This window comes from Bremerella alba (assembly GCF_013618625.1).
Taxonomy (GTDB): Bacteria; Planctomycetota; Planctomycetia; order Pirellulales; family Pirellulaceae; genus Bremerella; species Bremerella alba.
In genome coordinates, this window is the sequence record NZ_JABRWO010000005.1 from 380,669 (window position 1) to 398,004 (window position 17,336).

Annotated in this window: 13 protein-coding genes; 8 read left to right on the forward strand and 5 right to left on the reverse strand. The window is 56.2% G+C overall.

The window, feature by feature from the left end:
• Positions 1 to 64: 64 nt before the first annotated feature.
• On the reverse strand, positions 65 to 1,351 hold the full coding sequence (gene eno / locus HOV93_RS11015; protein ID WP_207396547.1) for a phosphopyruvate hydratase: 1,287 nt from the start codon (positions 1,349 to 1,351) through the stop codon (positions 65 to 67).
• Between the two features lie 479 nt (positions 1,352 to 1,830).
• Between eno and HOV93_RS11020 the strand changes: the two genes are divergently transcribed.
• Positions 1,831 to 2,421, forward strand: a complete 591-nt coding sequence (locus HOV93_RS11020) for a riboflavin synthase (protein ID WP_207396548.1) — start codon at positions 1,831 to 1,833, stop codon at positions 2,419 to 2,421.
• A 55-nt stretch (positions 2,422 to 2,476) separates the two neighbouring features.
• A complete protein-coding gene (gene rsmA / locus HOV93_RS11025) occupies positions 2,477 to 3,391 on the forward strand; it encodes a 16S rRNA (adenine(1518)-N(6)/adenine(1519)-N(6))-dimethyltransferase RsmA (RefSeq protein ID WP_207396549.1) in 915 nt (304 codons plus the stop codon).
• Between the two features lie 117 nt (positions 3,392 to 3,508).
• Here rsmA and HOV93_RS11030 read toward each other — a convergent pair whose 3' ends face one another.
• Together HOV93_RS11030 and HOV93_RS11035 are read right to left on the reverse strand one after the other, a co-directional pair.
• Positions 3,509 to 4,375 (reverse strand): endonuclease/exonuclease/phosphatase family protein, encoded by an 867-nt coding sequence (locus HOV93_RS11030; protein ID WP_207396550.1) that lies wholly within the window; start codon positions 4,373 to 4,375, stop codon positions 3,509 to 3,511.
• Positions 4,376 to 4,619: 244 nt separating this feature from the next.
• On the reverse strand, positions 4,620 to 6,200 hold the full coding sequence (locus HOV93_RS11035; protein ID WP_207396551.1) for an alkaline phosphatase D family protein: 1,581 nt from the start codon (positions 6,198 to 6,200) through the stop codon (positions 4,620 to 4,622).
• 499 nt (positions 6,201 to 6,699) lie between these two features.
• On the opposite strand from HOV93_RS11035, the gene HOV93_RS11040 reads away from it, so the two are divergent.
• The 3 genes from HOV93_RS11040 (at position 6,700) to HOV93_RS11050 (ending at position 11,572) form a co-directional block, all read left to right on the forward strand.
• On the forward strand, positions 6,700 to 6,927 hold the full coding sequence (locus HOV93_RS11040) for a hypothetical protein (protein ID WP_207396552.1): 228 nt from the start codon (positions 6,700 to 6,702) through the stop codon (positions 6,925 to 6,927).
• Positions 6,928 to 7,060: 133 nt separating this feature from the next.
• On the forward strand, positions 7,061 to 10,474 hold the full coding sequence (locus HOV93_RS11045; protein WP_235990168.1) for an aminotransferase class I/II-fold pyridoxal phosphate-dependent enzyme: 3,414 nt from the start codon (positions 7,061 to 7,063) through the stop codon (positions 10,472 to 10,474).
• Positions 10,475 to 10,549: 75 nt separating this feature from the next.
• Positions 10,550 to 11,572 (forward strand): aldo/keto reductase, encoded by a 1,023-nt coding sequence (locus tag HOV93_RS11050; protein ID WP_207396553.1) that lies wholly within the window; start codon positions 10,550 to 10,552, stop codon positions 11,570 to 11,572.
• 202 nt (positions 11,573 to 11,774) lie between these two features.
• Here HOV93_RS11050 and HOV93_RS11055 read toward each other — a convergent pair whose 3' ends face one another.
• Positions 11,775 to 12,620: a hypothetical protein gene (locus tag HOV93_RS11055; RefSeq protein ID WP_207396554.1), complete on the reverse strand. Its 846-nt coding sequence runs from the start codon at positions 12,618 to 12,620 to the stop codon at positions 11,775 to 11,777.
• A gap of 292 nt (positions 12,621 to 12,912) precedes the next feature.
• Here HOV93_RS11055 and HOV93_RS11060 point away from each other — a divergent pair, with 292 nt between their 5' ends.
• Together HOV93_RS11060 and HOV93_RS11065 are read left to right on the forward strand one after the other, a co-directional pair.
• Positions 12,913 to 13,800 (forward strand): hypothetical protein, encoded by an 888-nt coding sequence (locus HOV93_RS11060; protein WP_207396555.1) that lies wholly within the window; start codon positions 12,913 to 12,915, stop codon positions 13,798 to 13,800.
• Between the two features lie 480 nt (positions 13,801 to 14,280).
• Positions 14,281 to 15,090 (forward strand): sugar phosphate isomerase/epimerase family protein, encoded by an 810-nt coding sequence (locus HOV93_RS11065; protein WP_207396556.1) that lies wholly within the window; start codon positions 14,281 to 14,283, stop codon positions 15,088 to 15,090.
• A 136-nt stretch (positions 15,091 to 15,226) separates the two neighbouring features.
• Here the strand turns inward: HOV93_RS11065 and HOV93_RS11070 are convergent, their stop codons facing one another.
• On the reverse strand, positions 15,227 to 16,567 hold the full coding sequence (locus HOV93_RS11070; RefSeq protein ID WP_207396557.1) for an outer membrane protein assembly factor BamB family protein: 1,341 nt from the start codon (positions 16,565 to 16,567) through the stop codon (positions 15,227 to 15,229).
• 142 nt (positions 16,568 to 16,709) lie between these two features.
• Here HOV93_RS11070 and arfB point away from each other — a divergent pair, with 142 nt between their 5' ends.
• Positions 16,710 to 17,150, forward strand: a complete 441-nt coding sequence (gene arfB / locus HOV93_RS11075) for an alternative ribosome rescue aminoacyl-tRNA hydrolase ArfB (RefSeq protein ID WP_207396558.1) — start codon at positions 16,710 to 16,712, stop codon at positions 17,148 to 17,150.
• The last annotated feature ends 186 nt before the right edge of the window (positions 17,151 to 17,336 follow it).

The following is a 17,336-nucleotide window of genomic DNA, read 5'->3' on the forward strand; positions in this document are numbered from 1 at the left end:
TTGTCTCCCCAGCCCATGCCCACGCGGTCGTGGGCATGGCGCCGGAAGTTGGCTTATCGACGGCTTACTTACCGCGACGTTTCAGCAGTGCTGGTCCGCCGTACAGGGCCAGGTCGCCCAGTTCGGCTTCGATTCGCAGCAACTGGTTGTACTTGGCCATACGATCGCTACGCGAAGCGGAGCCAGTCTTGATCTGACCGGTACCCAAAGCAACGGCCAGGTCTGCGATGAACGAGTCTTCCGTTTCACCGCTGCGGTGGCTGGCGATGCTGGTGTAATCGTTGGAGTGGGCCAGTTGGATGGCGTTGATCGTTTCGGTCAACGAACCAATCTGGTTGACCTTGATCAGAATGCTGTTGGCGATTTCTTCGTCGATACCGCGTTGCAGACGATCGGTATTGGTGACAAACAAGTCGTCGCCGACCAATTGGACCTTGTCGCCGATCTTGTCGGTCAGCATCTTCCAACCTTCCCAGTCGTCTTCGTCGAGTCCGTCTTCGATCGAAATGATCGGGTACTTGTCGGCCCAAGCAGCCAGGAAGTCGACCATGCCGGCGGAATCGATTTCCTTACCGTCGATCGTGTAGGTCTTCTTGTCCTTGTTGTACAGTTCGCTGGAAGCAACGTCCAAAGCGATGTAAACCTGCTCGCCGGCCTTGTAACCAGCCGCTTCGATCGATTCCATGATCAGGTCGAGCGCTTCGATGTTGCTGCCCAGGTCCGGAGCGAAACCACCTTCGTCACCGACGGCAGTGTTGAGGCCCTTGCCCTTGAGGACCTTCTTCAGGCTGTGGAACACTTCCACACCGCAGCGTAGTGCGTCGCTGAAGTTGTCGAAGCCCAGTGGGAAGACCATGAACTCTTGCACGTCGACGTTGTTGTCGGCGTGCGAACCACCGTTGACGATGTTCATCATCGGAGCTGGCAGCGTGCGAGCACCGACACCACCCAGGTAACGGTACAGCGGCAGGCCCGAAGCAGCCGCAGCGGCCTTGGCGACGGCCAGCGAAACACCCAAGATCGCATTGGCGCCCAGCTTGGCTTTGTTGGGGGTGCCGTCCAGTTCGATCATCAATTCGTCGATGTGCGTCTGGCTGGTTGCGTCTTCGCCGATCAAAGCGTCCGCGATCACGTCGTTGATGTTTTCAACGGCCTTGGTCACACCTTTGCCTAGGTACACGTTCTTATCACCGTCGCGAAGCTCCAAAGCTTCGTGCACGCCGGTCGAGGCACCACTGGGAACGGCAGCGCGGCCAACCACGCCACTGTCCAAAATCACTTCGACTTCCACCGTGGGGTTACCGCGGCTGTCCAGGATCTGAAGTCCGCGAACGTCGACAATCATGCTCATGGTTTTGGCTCGTCTTCTTGCAAAGTTGAAAAATAGAGAGTGCGTATTTCCGAATTCCCTGTCCCCATTAGGAAGGAAACCCAGGGAAAACAACAGGTGCCATGCTCACAACCTCGGTGGGCATGTGAGAAGAAAAAAGGATTTTGACCCCAGACCGGCACGAATCAGAGCTTAAGAAACCGGGTGCCCTACCGATCTACTTATCGGTGACCTTCGTGCTATCCGTGGTAAATCTTCTCTTTCTTCGGGAAATCACCGGCTCGCGAAGCAATGAGCACGGCACCCAGGTTTTCATTTCCATTTTGATGAACCACTAGCGATTCAAGCGGTTTTTCAAAATTCGCCGCTATTTTGACTCATCCAAGGGGCACTTGCCAAGGCTGGGACGGGCCGTTGTGGGGAAATTTCCCTACCGTTAAATTCGTGAGTAGTTATTACCATGCATGAATAACCCCATTTGGGACTACCCAAGGATAGCCATGTTCACCGGCCTGGTTGAAACGCAAGGAAAAGTCGTCGCCCTTAAGCCTAAGGGACCGGGGGTCCGACTCTCATTAGAGAGCCAGTTGATCGCTAACGGGGCGAGCATCGGGGACAGCATCGCCGTCAACGGATGCTGCTTGACGGTGGTAAGCATCGCCGAAAATGTTGTCGATTTCGAAGCAGGCGAAGAGACGTTAAAGCGAACCAATCTTGGCCAACTTGAAAATGGCAGCACGGTAAACCTGGAACGCTCCCTTCAATTGGGCGATCGACTCGGCGGGCATTTGGTTACGGGGCACATCGATACCACGGCCACGCTTGCCCAGCGCAACAATGACGGCCAGTGGTGTACGATGTGGTTTGACGTTCCCTCAGAGTACGCCAAACAGATGGCCAGCAAGGGAAGCGTGACGATCGACGGCATTAGCCTGACGCTGGTTGATGTCACCGATACCCAGTTCAGCGTGGCGTTGATTCCCCACACGCTCGACGCCACTACGCTCGGCGGAAGGAAACCGGGAGACACCGTCAACATCGAGACCGACCTGCTGGCCAAGTACGTGCAGCGGCAACTCGAAACCAAGTAAACCATCCTTCATTTTCCAACCCATTCCTTACGCTTCATAGAAACCGATTTCGCACATGGCTGAATTTCGCAATCAAACCATCTCGTACCTTACGAGCAAATTCCGCGAAATCGGAATCCGTCCCGTCTCGAAGCACGGGCAGAACTTCCTGATCGACATGAACCTGTTGGACCTGCTGGTCCGCTCGGCGAACATCCAAAAGGATGACGTCATTCTCGAAATCGGCACCGGCACCGGGACCCTTTCAACCCGCATGGCGGCCCAGGCTGGCCACCTGGTGACGGTCGAGATCGATCCCCACATGGCGACGTTTGCCGGCGAAGAGCTCGACGATTTCGAGAACGTCACGCTGCTCAACTACGACGCACTGCGCAACAAGAATAACTTTCGCCCCGAGATGATCGAGACCATCAAAGAGAAGATGGCCGAGATCGAGACCGATCATTTCAAGCTGGCCGCCAACCTGCCGTACAACGTCGCGACGCCCATCATCTCGAATCTCTTACGAACCGACATCACGCCCAAAAGCATGACGGTGACCATCCAAAAGGAACTGGCCGAACGTATCGTCGCTTCGCCTGGTACCAAGGACTACAGCGCCTTGTCGGTCTGGATTCAATCGCAATGCCGCTGCGAATTGGTCCGTATCATGCCGCCTGGCGTTTTCTGGCCGGCACCCAAGGTACATTCCGCCATCTTGCAGATCGAAGTGGAACCGGAACGCCGCGCGGCAATTCCCGACCTGGAATACTTCCACGAGTTCAACCGGTCCCTCTTCTTCCACCGCCGCAAGTTCCTGCGCAGCGTGCTTCAGAGTACGTATAAGGGGAAGCTCGATAAAGCGGAAGTCGACCAGGTGATGGAGCAGGGGGGCCTGAATCCAAGTGCCCGGGCCGAGAATTTCACCGTGGACGAGATCCTGGCCATGTGCGAACTGTTCCGCCAGCGAATGCAAGAGAAGCAGGACTAGCCGCAGCGATAAGCGGCTAATCCTTTCGGCATGAATCCTAGCAGGGACGTCCCCATCCCTAACACTGTCTGCCACGGTTTATCCGGGTTCATCGGTTCCGGTCCGTGGTTTGCCAACCTACCGTGTTAGCTTGGCCGTAATCGGTAGGTGATCCGACGGTGTACGGCCACTTCGGTGGATGGGCAAGATCTTCGCCTCAACAACGTTCCATCCGCGGCTGGCACCAAGCCAGTCGATTCGTGCGCCGCCGGTCTTGGAAACATCAAAGCCAGAGAACGTTCCTTCATCTGCTTTCTTTTCGGGGTGAGCCGTTCGATACGTATCGACGACCGGAGACTCTTCGGCAAACATCGCCACGTACGGCTTCGATCCTTCGCCGGCGTTGAAGTCGCCGGTCAGGATGACGTCGGCATCGGCAAACTGGGTTATCCGGTTGCGGATCAACTTGGCCGCCTCGAACCGGGAATCGGGTCCGCGATGATCGAAGTGCGTGTTGATGAACACGATCGGACGATCGCTGCCTGACTTCTTATCCTTCAGCTTCACCCAACTGGCCATCCGCGGCAGGCTGCTGTCCCAGCTTTTGCTGCCAGGTACAGAAGGGGTTTCGCTTAACCAGAAGTGACCGGCGTCGAGCTTTTCAAAGCGATCGGTGCGAAAGAAGACCGCACACATCTCTCCCTTTTCCTTGCCATCTTCCCGAGCCGCCGCGTGAACTTCGTACCCGGTCAGATGCTCGGCCAGAAAGTCACGCTGGAAACCCAGGCATTCCTGGGTGCCCAGCAGATCGGGGTTCACCTCTTGAATCGTCTCTGCAACGAATTCCTTCCGTTTGTCCCAGTGGTTGTCGCCATCTTTGGCAGTGCCATAGCGAATATTAAAGGACATCACGCTCACGGCGTCTTCAGTGGGTTCCGCACTGAAGAGCGTCGAAACGGTCATACCGACCAGTAAGGCCACACAACAAAGTAGAAAGGTTCGCATCGGATAAGACTCGTTTTCAATCAATCACGGGGGAGGGGAAATTCTCAAATGTGGTTGGCCCAGAGATTCATCTCTGGGTGGCCACAGGCCACAAGCGGCTAATGCATCAGGCATGAAATCTAATAGAAACCATGCGAATGGATTACATTCTTACACGAGCCGCATGTCGGCGGCGCCGCCCCAGAGATTCATCTCTGGGGCAGCCACATCATTGAACCCAAAAAGCTGGGCCCAACTCGTCGTTCTAGGCAGGCTTCGCACCGGGGTTACCCGATTCGACGACGTACGAGGCCCGCGTAACTTTCGGTGCCCCTGGTTTATCAATGAACTCGACGACCTGGTAATCGCTACGCCACTCTTGCGGAGTCACCGTGCAACTGACGTAGCCGCGTTCGGCGTTGTAGAACTTGACGTAAGGATTCTCGCTGGTCAGCACCTTGGCCATGTCTTCGCGCTGCTTTCCATTGCCTCCCGAAGAAATCGACGTGCAGACGAACTCCGTTCCCATCGTCGGGTCCTTTTCGTCCTCGAAATTGACCTTCAAGTCGTTCACCCAATTTTTATGGATATCGCCGGTCAATACCACAGGGTTAGGAACCTTGCGATCTCGCATGAAGCCCAACAACCGGTCACGCGAGTGCGTGTAGCCAGGCCACTGATCCATGCTGTAGGCCTGCTCGTCCCCTTTTTTGCGATCGGCAGGGGCCATCATCACCTGTTGCCCGAGGACATTCCAGTTGCTCTGCGATGCAATTAAATCACGCATCAGCCAATGCTCTTGCTTGTCGCCCAAAAGCGAATTTCTGTGGTTCCTCGACGCGTCGTTCATTGGCTTGAGACCATCGCCGTTGGGCTGATCGGTGCGGTACTGACGCGTGTCGAGCATCTCGAAATTCGCCAAACGGCCAAACGGTATCCGGCGATAAAGCTGCATGTGAGGGCCCCGTGGCATGCTGCGCGGACGTAGCGGCATCATTTCGTAGTAGGCCTGATAAGCATTGGCTCGACGCAGTACATAGTCTTCCGGATTGACTTCCAGTTCTTCAGAAATGTCTCCGGCACAGTTATTGTCGAACTCGTGATCGTCCCACACCACCAGCCATGGGCACCGCGCGTGAGCTGCTTGCAAATGCTCGTCGGTGCGATAAAGAGCGTGCCGATTGCGGTAATCGTTAAGCGACTCGATCTCGCCCCCAATGTGCTGACGGATAGCCTGATTGTTGGCCTGGTACTCGTAGATGTAATCGCCCAAGTGCAGCACCAGGTCTAAATCTTCCTGGGCCATGTGCTCGTAAGCGGTAAACAGACCGTGCTCGTAATGCTGACACGAAGCAAACGCGAAACGCAGTTTCTCGGCCATCGTATCGTAGCCAGGCGTCGTCCGGGCATGTCCTACGGGGCTGATCGCATCGCCACATTGAAAACGATAGAAGTACCACCGATCGGCCGGCAGACCTTGCACTTCGACATGCACGCTATGTCCTAGCTGCGGGGTCGCGAAGGTCTTACCACTGTGCGCGATGTGATTAAACGACTCGTCTTCGGACAGTTCCCAGGTCACCTCGAAGGTTTCGTTGGGCATGCCCCCACCACCAACCGGTTCCGGTGCAAGCCGCGTCCACAGCACGAAACCATCCGGCTGGGGATCGCCGGAAGCAATGCCCAGCGTAAAGGGATCTTTGGTAAACGAGGCATGGGCCTTTGTCGCCCCTTGGACACATTGCCCTAGCCATGGCAACAACGCCAGCGAGCCTGCCCCCAGTACAAACTGGCGACGGTTAGATAGAAACGTATTGGCAGCGGAATGAAACGATCGAAGCGACACAAGCGGGACTCCCAGGAAATAATGTTGCCAGAGGTTAGTAGCTGGACAACGGGAACACAACTACCGTCGATGGGTGGTTTCGTTTTTTTATTTAAGATGGGCGAAGCGGACAGACGTTGTTCAAAATAGACACAGGCCATCAAGTTTGTGCCGAAATCATCAGCCGCTGGTGGCCTATGGCCACTCAGAGACCAGCCTCTGAGCCATCCATCGACAGCCACTAGCAAATTACCCCGATTACCTTCCCAGACAACCAGGATGACTTGATCCGAGACCGTTCTCAACACGAACTTCATACGAATTGCGGCTGACCATGGTGTTGGTCCCCCAAAGAAACTAAGAGTTTCGCCGCTTCGCCTCCCCCATTAGGCCGGCTTTTTCGGATGCAATTCTCCTAACGTGATACTCCCCCAGTGCTCGGTTTACGTTATCATGGACGCTTGTCCTTAACTGGCCCGAAAATGTCTTAAGCTCGTTCATAGCCGAAAGTTTGCAAGCCATGCAGTTCATCGAAATGACAGGCAAAGAGTTGATGGATGCCTTGACCGATGACGAATTGACCGCCGATGATTTGAAGAAGTCCCATATTACCGAGACTTCCATCGTTCGCATCAACCGCCAAGGGGACATCGAAGTTCGTCGTCCTGAGGGATGGGATGTCGTCGGAGGTTTGCTTGGCGAGTATGAAGGCCGCATCACCAAAAGCAGCGGCCGCACCTGGGCCTAATGCTAGCACTGAAGTGGGAATGGAATGCGGCTGGAACGATCTACTGCTCTATGCATGAATTTGATACCTATTCTCGTCCCACTGCCCGGCGCGATTGCGTCCCTTGCCATCTCGAGCGTGACCGCCAAACACCTTGGCTCTCTCGAACTACCATGGCCCTTTGCGATATGTCCCAGCGGAGACTGAAAAGCTCGTGACTCCAGAGATGTTCAATTCGTTTACTCCTCCTTCCACCAGCATCGTCGATCGTTTGCGCCACCGAGCCGAACATCTGGGGGCTCAGGTTGCTTTTACGTTCCTGGTCGACGGAGAAGACGAAGAGATAAAGCTCACCTACGAGCAACTCGACCAGCGTTGCCAGGCCATCGCTGCCGAACTTCAAGCACGCGGTATGGAAGGGGAACGAGCGCTCTTGCTGTTTCCGCCCGGCCTGGACTTCATCGCGGCATTTTTTGGCTGTCTTTACGCCGGCGTGGTCGCAGTCCCGGCTTACCCACCGCGCCGCAACCGCAATATGGTGCGGATCCAAGCGATCGCCGACGACGCCCAGGCCAAAGTCGCGTTGACCCTCTCGGACGTCTACGACCGCATGGCCCCAATGTTTGAAGAAACACCCGGTCTGAGAACGATCGAGTGGATCAGTACCGACAAGGTCGAAGACAAATTGGCCGCCAAGTGGAACCAACCTGGCATCACGGCGGAAACACTCGCGTTCCTGCAGTACACCTCTGGTTCAACCGGAACGCCCAAAGGCGTCATGCTCAACCATGGCAACATGATGCACAACTCGGCGCTCATCTCGTATGCGTTCGAGCATACCCGCAGCGTCCGGGCATGTTTCTGGTTGCCCATGTATCACGACATGGGGCTAATCGGCGGTGTGCTTCAGCCGATGCAGATCGGCCAACCAAACGTGCTGATGTCTCCCATGGCCTTCCTGCAACAGCCGTATCGTTGGCTGCGAGCAATCTCGAAATACCAGTGCAATATCAGTGGCGGACCCAACTTCGCCTACGAACTGTGCGTGCAAAAGATTACGCCCGAACAGCGCGAGAAGCTCGACCTGAGCAGTTGGGAACTTGCATTTAACGGGGCCGAGCCGGTCAAGCCCGAGACGCTCGACCGCTTTGCGAAAACTTTCGAGCCGTGCGGCTTCCGACGCGAAGCATTCTATCCGTGCTACGGCATGGCCGAGGCCACGCTCATCATTTCAGGCGGGATGAAGAAGAGCCCGCCAGTAATTCAGGCCGTCGATGGGTACTCGCTTGACGAGCATCAGGTGGTCGACGCCGATCCCGATGACGACGGAGCCCGATTGATTGTCGGCTGCGGCAACACGCTGCCAGACCAGCGGATCATAATCGTCGAGCCCGAAACGTTCGTCAAACGACAAGCAGACGAAGTGGGAGAAGTCTGGGTCCAAGGCCCCAGTATCGCCAAAGGGTATTGGCGCAACGAAGAAGCCACCGAAATCATCTTCAACGCCTTCACCAGCGACACCAACGAAGGCCCTTTCTTGCGCACCGGCGACCTTGGCTTCATGCAGGCCAACGGCGAGCTGTTCATCACCGGCCGCTTGAAAGACATGATCATCGTCCGCGGGGTGAACCGCTATCCGCAGGACATCGAGCAGACCGTCAACCATTGCCACGACCTCATGGAAGGCATGACAGCCGCTGCCGTGATGGCCGAAGTCGCCGATAAAGAACGCCTGATCGTCGTGGCCGAAGCGCCCCGTGCGAAACGTAAGGACCTAACCGAAATCATCGCGGCCATTCGCCGTGAAGTCGCCATCGAGCACGAGATCTCGGTCGATGGAGTGGCGCTTATTCGACGTGGTTCGATCCCCAAGACCTCGAGCGGAAAAATCCAACGTCACGCTTGCCGCGAGCATTTCCTCACCCATACGCTTCCCGTTCTCGAACGCTGGGTTGCCTGGGACGAAGTTCAGGTTTCTGAAGAAATCCAACGCGTCAAACTGCGTCGCGCTCAACTGGAAGCAGCCCGAGCCGATGCCGAAGGCCTGGCCGTTTCCGATCCGCTGGTTCGACAGCGCACCATGCAAATGGTGATCGACAAAATTCGCGAGATCGCCAAAGATCGCGGCCGTCAGATCGACCCAGAAACCGATATCCTGGAACTCGATCTCGATTCGCTCGAACGGATGGAAATCATCGCTTCGATCGAAGACTATTACGGTGCCCGCTTCCCAGACGATGTCCTGCCGTCGATGCGAACCGTCGCTCAGGTAGCCGACAGTATCGAGATTTACCTGGCCACCGACGAAATGCTTCCGGCTCCGCCGAGCGAGATTCCGCAGGAGATGTTCGGTTTCTCGGCTTTGCCCGAGTATCGCCAGGTGCGGCAAATTTCCGAACAGTTGGGCGACCTCGGCCTACCAAACCCTTACTTCCAAGTTCTCGACAGCTCTACTTCCGCCACGGCCACGATCGATGGCAAGGAAGTGATCAACTTTGCCGGCTACAATTACCTGGGGCTGGCCGAGCATGCCGAGGTGAAGCAAGCCGCGATCGAGGCCATTGAGTCGCTCGGCGTTTCCACCAGCGGAAGCCGCCTGATCTCTGGCGAGCGGGCCATCCATCGCAATCTGGAAAGCGAACTGGCTCAGTTTATTGGCGTGCAAAGCTCGATGCTCATGTCCGGCGGGCATGCGGCCAACGAAACCACGATCGGCCATCTGCTGCGAACCGGCGACCTGATTCTGCACGACTCGATGGCCCACAGCAGTATCATCACCGGGGCCAACCTGAGCGGTGCCCGGCGTCGCCCTTACCCGCACAACGATTGGCGTGAACTCGACGAGATCCTGCACGACATCCGCAAAGATTATCGCCGCGTGCTGATCGTCGCCGAAGGCATCTACGGCATGGAGGGAGACCTCTGCCCGCTTCCGCAATTGGTTGAAATCCGCAATCGCCACAAGACCTGGCTGATGGTCAACGAGGCCCACTCGCTGGGTACCCTCGGTCAGACCGGTCGGGGCGTCTGCGAACACTTCAACGTCGACCCCAACCAGGTCGATATCTGGATCGGTACGCTTAGCAAGGCGCTCGGTTCTTCCGGCGGTTATGTGGCCGGTAGTCACGAACTGATCGACTACCTGAAACATACGGCTTCCGGCTTTGTCTACAGTGCAGGCCTTTCTCCTCCGGCGACCGCGGCGGGGCTGGCAGGCCTTCGCCTGCTCGAGAAAAACGGGGCGTGGATTTCGAAGCTGCAGGAAAACGCCGACCTCGTCCGCGAATTGGCCAAAAAGGCCGGCCTCGACATTGGTGGAAGCGACAAGTCTCCGATCGTGCCGATCATCGTCGGGGATTCGATGATGACGATGATCCTCGCCCAGAAACTCTTGGCCGACGGCGTCAACGCCCGCCCACTTACCTACCCGGCAGTGGAAGAATCGGCGGCTCGACTACGTTTGTTCGTCAACGCCCATCACACCAAAGATCAAATCCGCCAGACGATCAACAAGCTGGCGGCGTTATGGTCGAAGTTGCAGCGCGAGAATCACACCAACGCAAGATAAGTCGGATCAGCTTCTGGCCCGCTTCGGTTCCGTGAGTCTGCTCATTCCGGCATCCTCCTTTCGGAAGTGCACCCCATGCAAACACGAAAACTTGGTCGGACCGGCCTCGATGTCAGTCTGCTCTCAATCGGTGGCTTGTACACTTCTTCGCTCGCCGGCGGCGTTAGCGAGACGAAGCGAATCATGCAGAAGGCCATCGACCTGGGCATCAATGCGGTCGATACGGCCCCCGCGTATGCCGACAGCGAAATGACCTTGGGCAATGCTATTGCGGATCTCAGCGCGCCTTTGATCGTCACGACTAAGCTGGGTGGGCGACCAACTCCTTTCAACCCCCAAGACGCCGACGCCCTGCGAGCTTCCGTCCAAGAGAGCCTGCGGCTATTGGGCCGCGAATGCATCGACATCCTTATGATCCACGAGCCCGACCGGCCCCAGCAATATCCCTGGTGGACCAGCTACGATCCCCTGGACGGCCCCGTCCTCGAGGTGCTCGACTCGTTGAAGCAGGCCGGTACGATTCGCTTCACCGGCCTGGCCGGCACTACCGTCAACGAGATGACCTACCTGGTTCAGCAAGACAAGTTCGATGTCGTCCTGACGGCGTTCAATTACAACGCGTTATTTCGCGAAGCCGAATCAACCGTCATCCCAGCGGCGACCGCCCAAAACATGGGAATCGTCCTCGGCTCGGCGTTGGGGCAAGGCTCTCTTACCCGGCCGTCGAGCGTTTCGTCTGCCAGCAATCAGGTTTGGCTGTCCGCCGCTCGCCGCGAACAACTCGAACAGTACGCGCGGCTTCTCGATGAATCTGGCATGACGCCTGTCGAACTTTGCCTGAGGTTTGCGATTTCGGACGACCGCGTTCACACGATCCCGATCGGTTGCAAGACGATCCAACAGTTAGAAACATGCGTCGGGGTCGTTGAAAAAGGGCCTCTGCCGGAAGATGTTCGCACGCGTCTCGACGAAATCGCAGCCATGCTGCCATATCGCCCCTACGAAGAGCCGATGATTTTGCCCCTAGGTAAAAACTATCCAGGACCAGGGATCGCCAACATGGGAGCCGCCGTACAGGTCGGCAAACTGCCAGACTAGATTCGGCAGTGTCGTAGCAGGTTGGCCACAGCATCGGAGAAGCTCTGCATGACTGGCAGGAAATAGCCACAGAGGTCTACGTGTGCATGGCTCTGCGTTGCTTTGCTGCGTGGTGTTCACTACTTTTTTGTCCACTTAGCGCACGAGAAAAGCCTCGCGAAGATTCGCGAGGCTTTTTGTCTTGTCGTGGAAGTCGCAGTCCTTAGCGGTTCAGCGTGAAGCCAAACGCCACACCCGAGAAAGTCATATCGTCGCTATCCTGAAAGTTCGGATCGCGGCCGATACCCGTACCGAAGTACATGTGTTGCCAAGCTACGTCGAGAGTAATCTCGCGAGTCACGTGGTAGGCAGCACCCAGGCTGAACTCACCACCAACCACACCGTTGCTGTAGTCTTCTTCGTTGCCGCGGAAGATCCAGTTCTGACCACCGAACGCACGTACTGTCGAGTACAGTGTCCACTGGCCACGCTGCGAGAACATGCGTCCGCCTAACTGACCCAGCAGCATGTTATTCTGCACAAAGATCGGTGTCGGAATCACATGGGTTTTGTCGTTGAACTGGGCGTATCGCACACCCACCATCGGTTCGATCCAGAATCCTTTATGGAACTGGTCTAAACGCCAGGTTCGGTTGACTTCAAAGCTGTTGAAGTCAGCACGATTGACCAGGTCGTACGAAGGACCGTCCAAACGCCAGCCGCTCATCAACCAGCCGTAGTTGTCGTCGGTCATGTAACCGAAGTCGAGTCGGTTACCATACGTGGCGTCACCGTCCCAGGGGCCTGGGGCCGTTTCACCACGGCTCACGTTCATGAACAATCGGTGATATTCAAAAAATATCCCGGTGTTCGGATCGATCGTGTCTTGCCCGTACTGTTCAGTAATCGGGGGCGCGAACCACTGGAAATCATAGTTTTCCAGATTGACGTCGCTGAACGGCTGCATTGCGCCGGGAAAATCAGTTTCATACTGTGCTTGCACGCTGGATGCGACAGCCAGATTGGCTGTAATTACCAGGCTCCACAGTGCTTTACGATAGCTCAACATGGTCCACTTCTACCTTGTGACTTCCACGGTATTTGGTATGGACGACGTCACCGGTTACGATGACGAAAGTTCCTGCGTTGCCGTTTGTATCGGTACGTCTGCGAGTGGGAATTGAACCAGTTTGGTAAACTCTGCCGAAAATTCGGGCTAATCCGCAAAACCCCCCACCGATTGGCCTTGTAACCCCATATTTTTTACCTCATCGATTTCTTTTTCCCTTCTGGAAACGAACTGCGTATATTGCGGGTAAGATACTAGAGATAGTTTTGCTAGCGATTTAAAAGGACCGCTCATGTCACGCTTCCCACTTCTTCGTGCCCTTGGACCACTGCTCGACCGACGTCTCTGGACCCTGGTCCTTTCGATCATGCTAGCGTCCGGGGCCCAGGCCGAGACCAAAACCGACAGCGACGCGCCAGAATTCGTCCGCGTCAAAAAGAACGCCGCAGACCGCCCGGTGGCCCTGCAAACGGCTATCGCCAACTACCAATCGAAAGATGGTAACCTCAAGATCGCCCTGGTCGGGGCCGTGCATATCGGCGAAGACTCCTACTACCAGGACCTCAACAAACGATTCAAAACATACGACGCCGTCATGTACGAACTGGTCGCCCCCGAAGGAACACGCGTTCCCAAAGGGCATAAGGGCACCAACAGCCCAGTCAGCGGCCTGCAGAACGGCATGAAAGACATGCTGGAACTCGAGTTCCAATTAGAGAAGGTCGACTACTCGCCCGAAAATTTCGTCCACGCCGACATGTCGCCTGAAGAGTTCGCCAAAGACATGGAAGAACGCGGCGACGGCTTGCTGCACATGTTTGCCCGAGCCATGGGGCAGGGGCTCGTTCAGCAGTCTAAGGGAGGAAACAGCGACGCTGCTATCATGATGGCAATGTTCTCTGCCGATCGCGCGAAGAAACTTCGCCGTGTGTTTGCCACCCAGGTTTCCGACATGGACACCGCGATGAAAGCGATTGAAGGGGAAAACGGTTCCACCATTATCTCGCAGCGCAACGCCAAGGCCTTCGAGGTTATGAGCAAAAGCATCAAGGACGGCAAAAAGAACATCGCTGTCTTCTACGGTGCCGGCCACCTCGAAGACATGCACGATCGTCTCAAGAAAGACTTCGACATGCAATTGAAGTCGGTCGAATACCTGGATGCCTGGAAGCTGGACTAGAGATCCGTATTCAGCAGCACCAGTCAGCAGCTGACGACTTGTTGAGAATAAACCAAGGGGCCACACCGAGATTCATCTCGGAATGGCCCCAAACCACAAGTGGTTCATGCACCCCGGACATACCCAAGCAGGCGTCTCGATTCTCATCAGCGCCCGTCCATAAGACACTGTTCGGCGGCTGCGGATCCCGATTCAGAAGCGAGCACCAGCCATACTTCGCCAAGTGCTACGTTACCTACTGGTTAGCCCGGGCGTTCCGCATCTGCCAGCGTCTCCCTCTGCAGAAGCACATGCTATCACGGGTTCCCGAAGCGTTCTCTGCTTCTTCGCGGAAAAGTGAAAACCGAACACGGAAAACTACTCCGTCAAGCCGTTTACAAATTAACTTCGATTCCTATACTTGGCTTCACTTCGCAGCCGCGCGTGACGGAAACGGCGCGGCTTTGGGTAGATCTCTTTTCTCATACAAGTGTCGCACGGATGGCCAAGTTCTCGATGAACCAGATGACCACATTACGCTGGTCGTTTGAGCAAGATTGCTTCCGATACCGCGAGGCGGGTCTCTCGGCGATCCATGTCTGGCGGGACAAACTGCACGACTTCGGCGAAGCCAAAGGTGCCATCCTGCTTGAAGAGTTGGGCCTGGAAGTCTCGGCCCTTAGTTGGGCTGGCGGTTTCACCGGAAGCGATGGCCGGAACTTCAAAGACGCCGTTGCCGACGCCAAGCATGCCGTCGACCTCGCTCAAGAGCTGCACGCCGGCTGCTTAATCGTTTACAGCGGGGCACGTGGCGGTCACATCAGCAAACACGCCCAGCGGTTGTTCTCGGGAGCCTTGGAAAAACTGATTCCATACGCCGAAGCCCACGGCGTGACGCTCGCCATCAAACCGATCCGCCACAAGTACGGCAGCGACTGGACCCTTGTCCGCCGCATGACCGACGCGCTGCAGTTGATCGACATTATCGACTCACAACGATTCAAGCTGGTGTTGGATCTGTACGAGTTCGGCGATCAAGCCGAAGTGCTCGACAACCTACATCTGCTTGTCCCGTACCTGGCCCTCGTGCAAGTTGGCGACCGCGGCTGCGAACCGCTGGAAGAACCCAACCGCTGCCTGCTCGGCGACGGGCACCTGTCGCTCAACGCAACGATCTCGAAGCTGATCCAACTAGGCTACGACGGCCCCTTCGACATCGAACTAATGGGCCGCGACGTCCAGCAGTTGGAATACGACCACCTGCTCGCCCACAGCATGGGCTACCTGCAGGCGATGAACAGTGCTACGTAATTGAGTGCCACGCAGCTTCATTTCTTAAGGGCCGAAGGCCCGGCCGAATATAGCCAGGGACGAAAGTCCCTGGTGCTAGACTTCAAGAAATTCTTAAGCCCTGATGTGATCGCCGGCCCGTCGTCGCAGGAACTTCTCACTTCGCTAAGATTACCTGCAAACAAACCAGTCGGTCATCACCGCGAACAAATAGCCGCCCATCGGAAAGAACCGGGGCCGACCAGGCCGGGGGCTCGAGCAGCGCGTTTCCGTCTTCGTCTTCCAGGGAAACTTCCGAGATCGCTTCGTACTTCTCCGGATTCGCTTTGAGTAGTCGTAATATTCCGTACTCGCTTAAACAAACGAGATAGTCTTCGACCAACAGCAACGAACTACGCGTCAGGCCGGACTCCGCCCACTTGATCTTGCCGGTCTTCCATTCGATGCACCGCAGTTCGGCCTGATGCGAGTGGCGGCCGCTGCTGGCATACAGATAGCCATCTTTGTACACGGCTGTGTTCCAATGGGTTTCCATCGCGTGATCGCGGCTGCGCGGTTCGTCCTTCCACACCACTTCGTATCCGCCTGGCTTCACTTTCAACAGCGTGCTTCCCAGGGCATAGCACTCCGAAATGAAGACTTCGTCCCCGACCACTACCGGCGTGCTGGCGTTGACGCTCTCTAGCTTCTTCGCGCGCCATGGGTAATGGAAATCGATCGCACCATCGCGTGGATCGAATCCTAGCAGACCGCCTCGTAGAAACGCAAAGCACCACGGTCGACCGTCGATTTCGGCCAGCGTCAAACTGGCATAGCTGGCCAGTTCGTCGGAGATTTTATAGAGCGTCTTACCGGTCTTCTTATCGAGAGCAACGATCGCGCTGCCGTTGCCGCTGACACGACCAATCTGATAAGGCCCCAGCCCTTTGAACTCATCGGGACTACCGCCGACCATCACCAGCAGTTTGTCTTCAAAGATGACCGGCGTACTGCCGACGCCGAAGAAATTCGGCACGACATTGAACTCTTCCGACAGATTTCGTTTCCAAATAGCCTGGTGCGTCTTGATGCTGACGCAGTGCAGTTCCCCTTCCGCACCATAGATGTAGACGAGATCGTCATCAATCACCGGGCTACAACGCGGACCGTTGTTGTAGCCCAACGCGTCTTCGTAATCGGTCGAATATTCATACTGCCAAAGCTTGTGCCCGGAGGTGACCTCCAAGACATCCATGCGGTTTTGGTTATCATGTCGATCAAACTGATAGAACTTGCCATCGGCGATGCTGCCGATACCATACCCGGTTCCCAGTTTTCGCTGCCAAAGAATTTCGGGGCCCCCCATGGGCCAAGGAGCCTGAAGGCCCGTTTCGATCGAGGTGCTGTTATGACGCGGCCCCAGGAAGGTCGGCCAGTCTTCAGCGACCAGCAGGGCAGGGGAGACGAAGGCCAGAAGTAGGAATATCGAACAAGAAAGGGAGCGAACCCGTATCGGCATGCTGCAGTCCTTCAGCGAACGAGGGTAGTTCTCGATGAGAAATCGACTTATCCTGGCAGTATAGCCAACAGGGCAGGTTGTCCCAAATCACCCTGTTGTCATATCCTTTCGTGTTGTCTTGTATTTCGTGTGTGAGAGTCGCATGTCGACCTTTGATATTACCCCCTCGATCCGCATCCCTTGGAGCGAGTTGCAGTTTTCGTACTCGCGTTCTAGCGGGCCAGGGGGGCAGCACGTCAATAAGACCAACACCAAGGCAACCCTCAAGTGGGACGTGCAGCAAACCGCAGCCCTTCCGCCAACGGTCAAAGAGCGTTTCGAGAAGCACTGGGGCACGCGCATCAGCAAAGAAGGCATGCTGGTCATCCAAAGCGAAGATAGCCGCGAGCAGCGGAGCAACATGGAGGCCTGCCTGGATAAGCTGAAGCATATGGTGACGCTCTCGGCCAAGCGTCCCAAGTCTCGCGTCCCGACCAAGCCGTCGCGTGGGTCGGTCAAACGCACGCAGGAAAAGAAACGCCAGCGCAGCGATCGCAAGAGCCAGCGGCGGCAATCGAAGAACATTTCTTACCGCAATGACTAATCGCCAATTCAAATTACCGGGCACCATGCTCCGCTCTCGGTGAGCATACGCTTCATCCTATCCCTTCGCCCCCTGGGGGAGCGAGGACCGGCAAGAGCAGGGCCTGCTTAGGCGTCGTATCTTAACGCGTCCTTTTCCGAATTCGGGGATGGCCTATAATCTGTTTGGACGTTGAATTACTGCTTT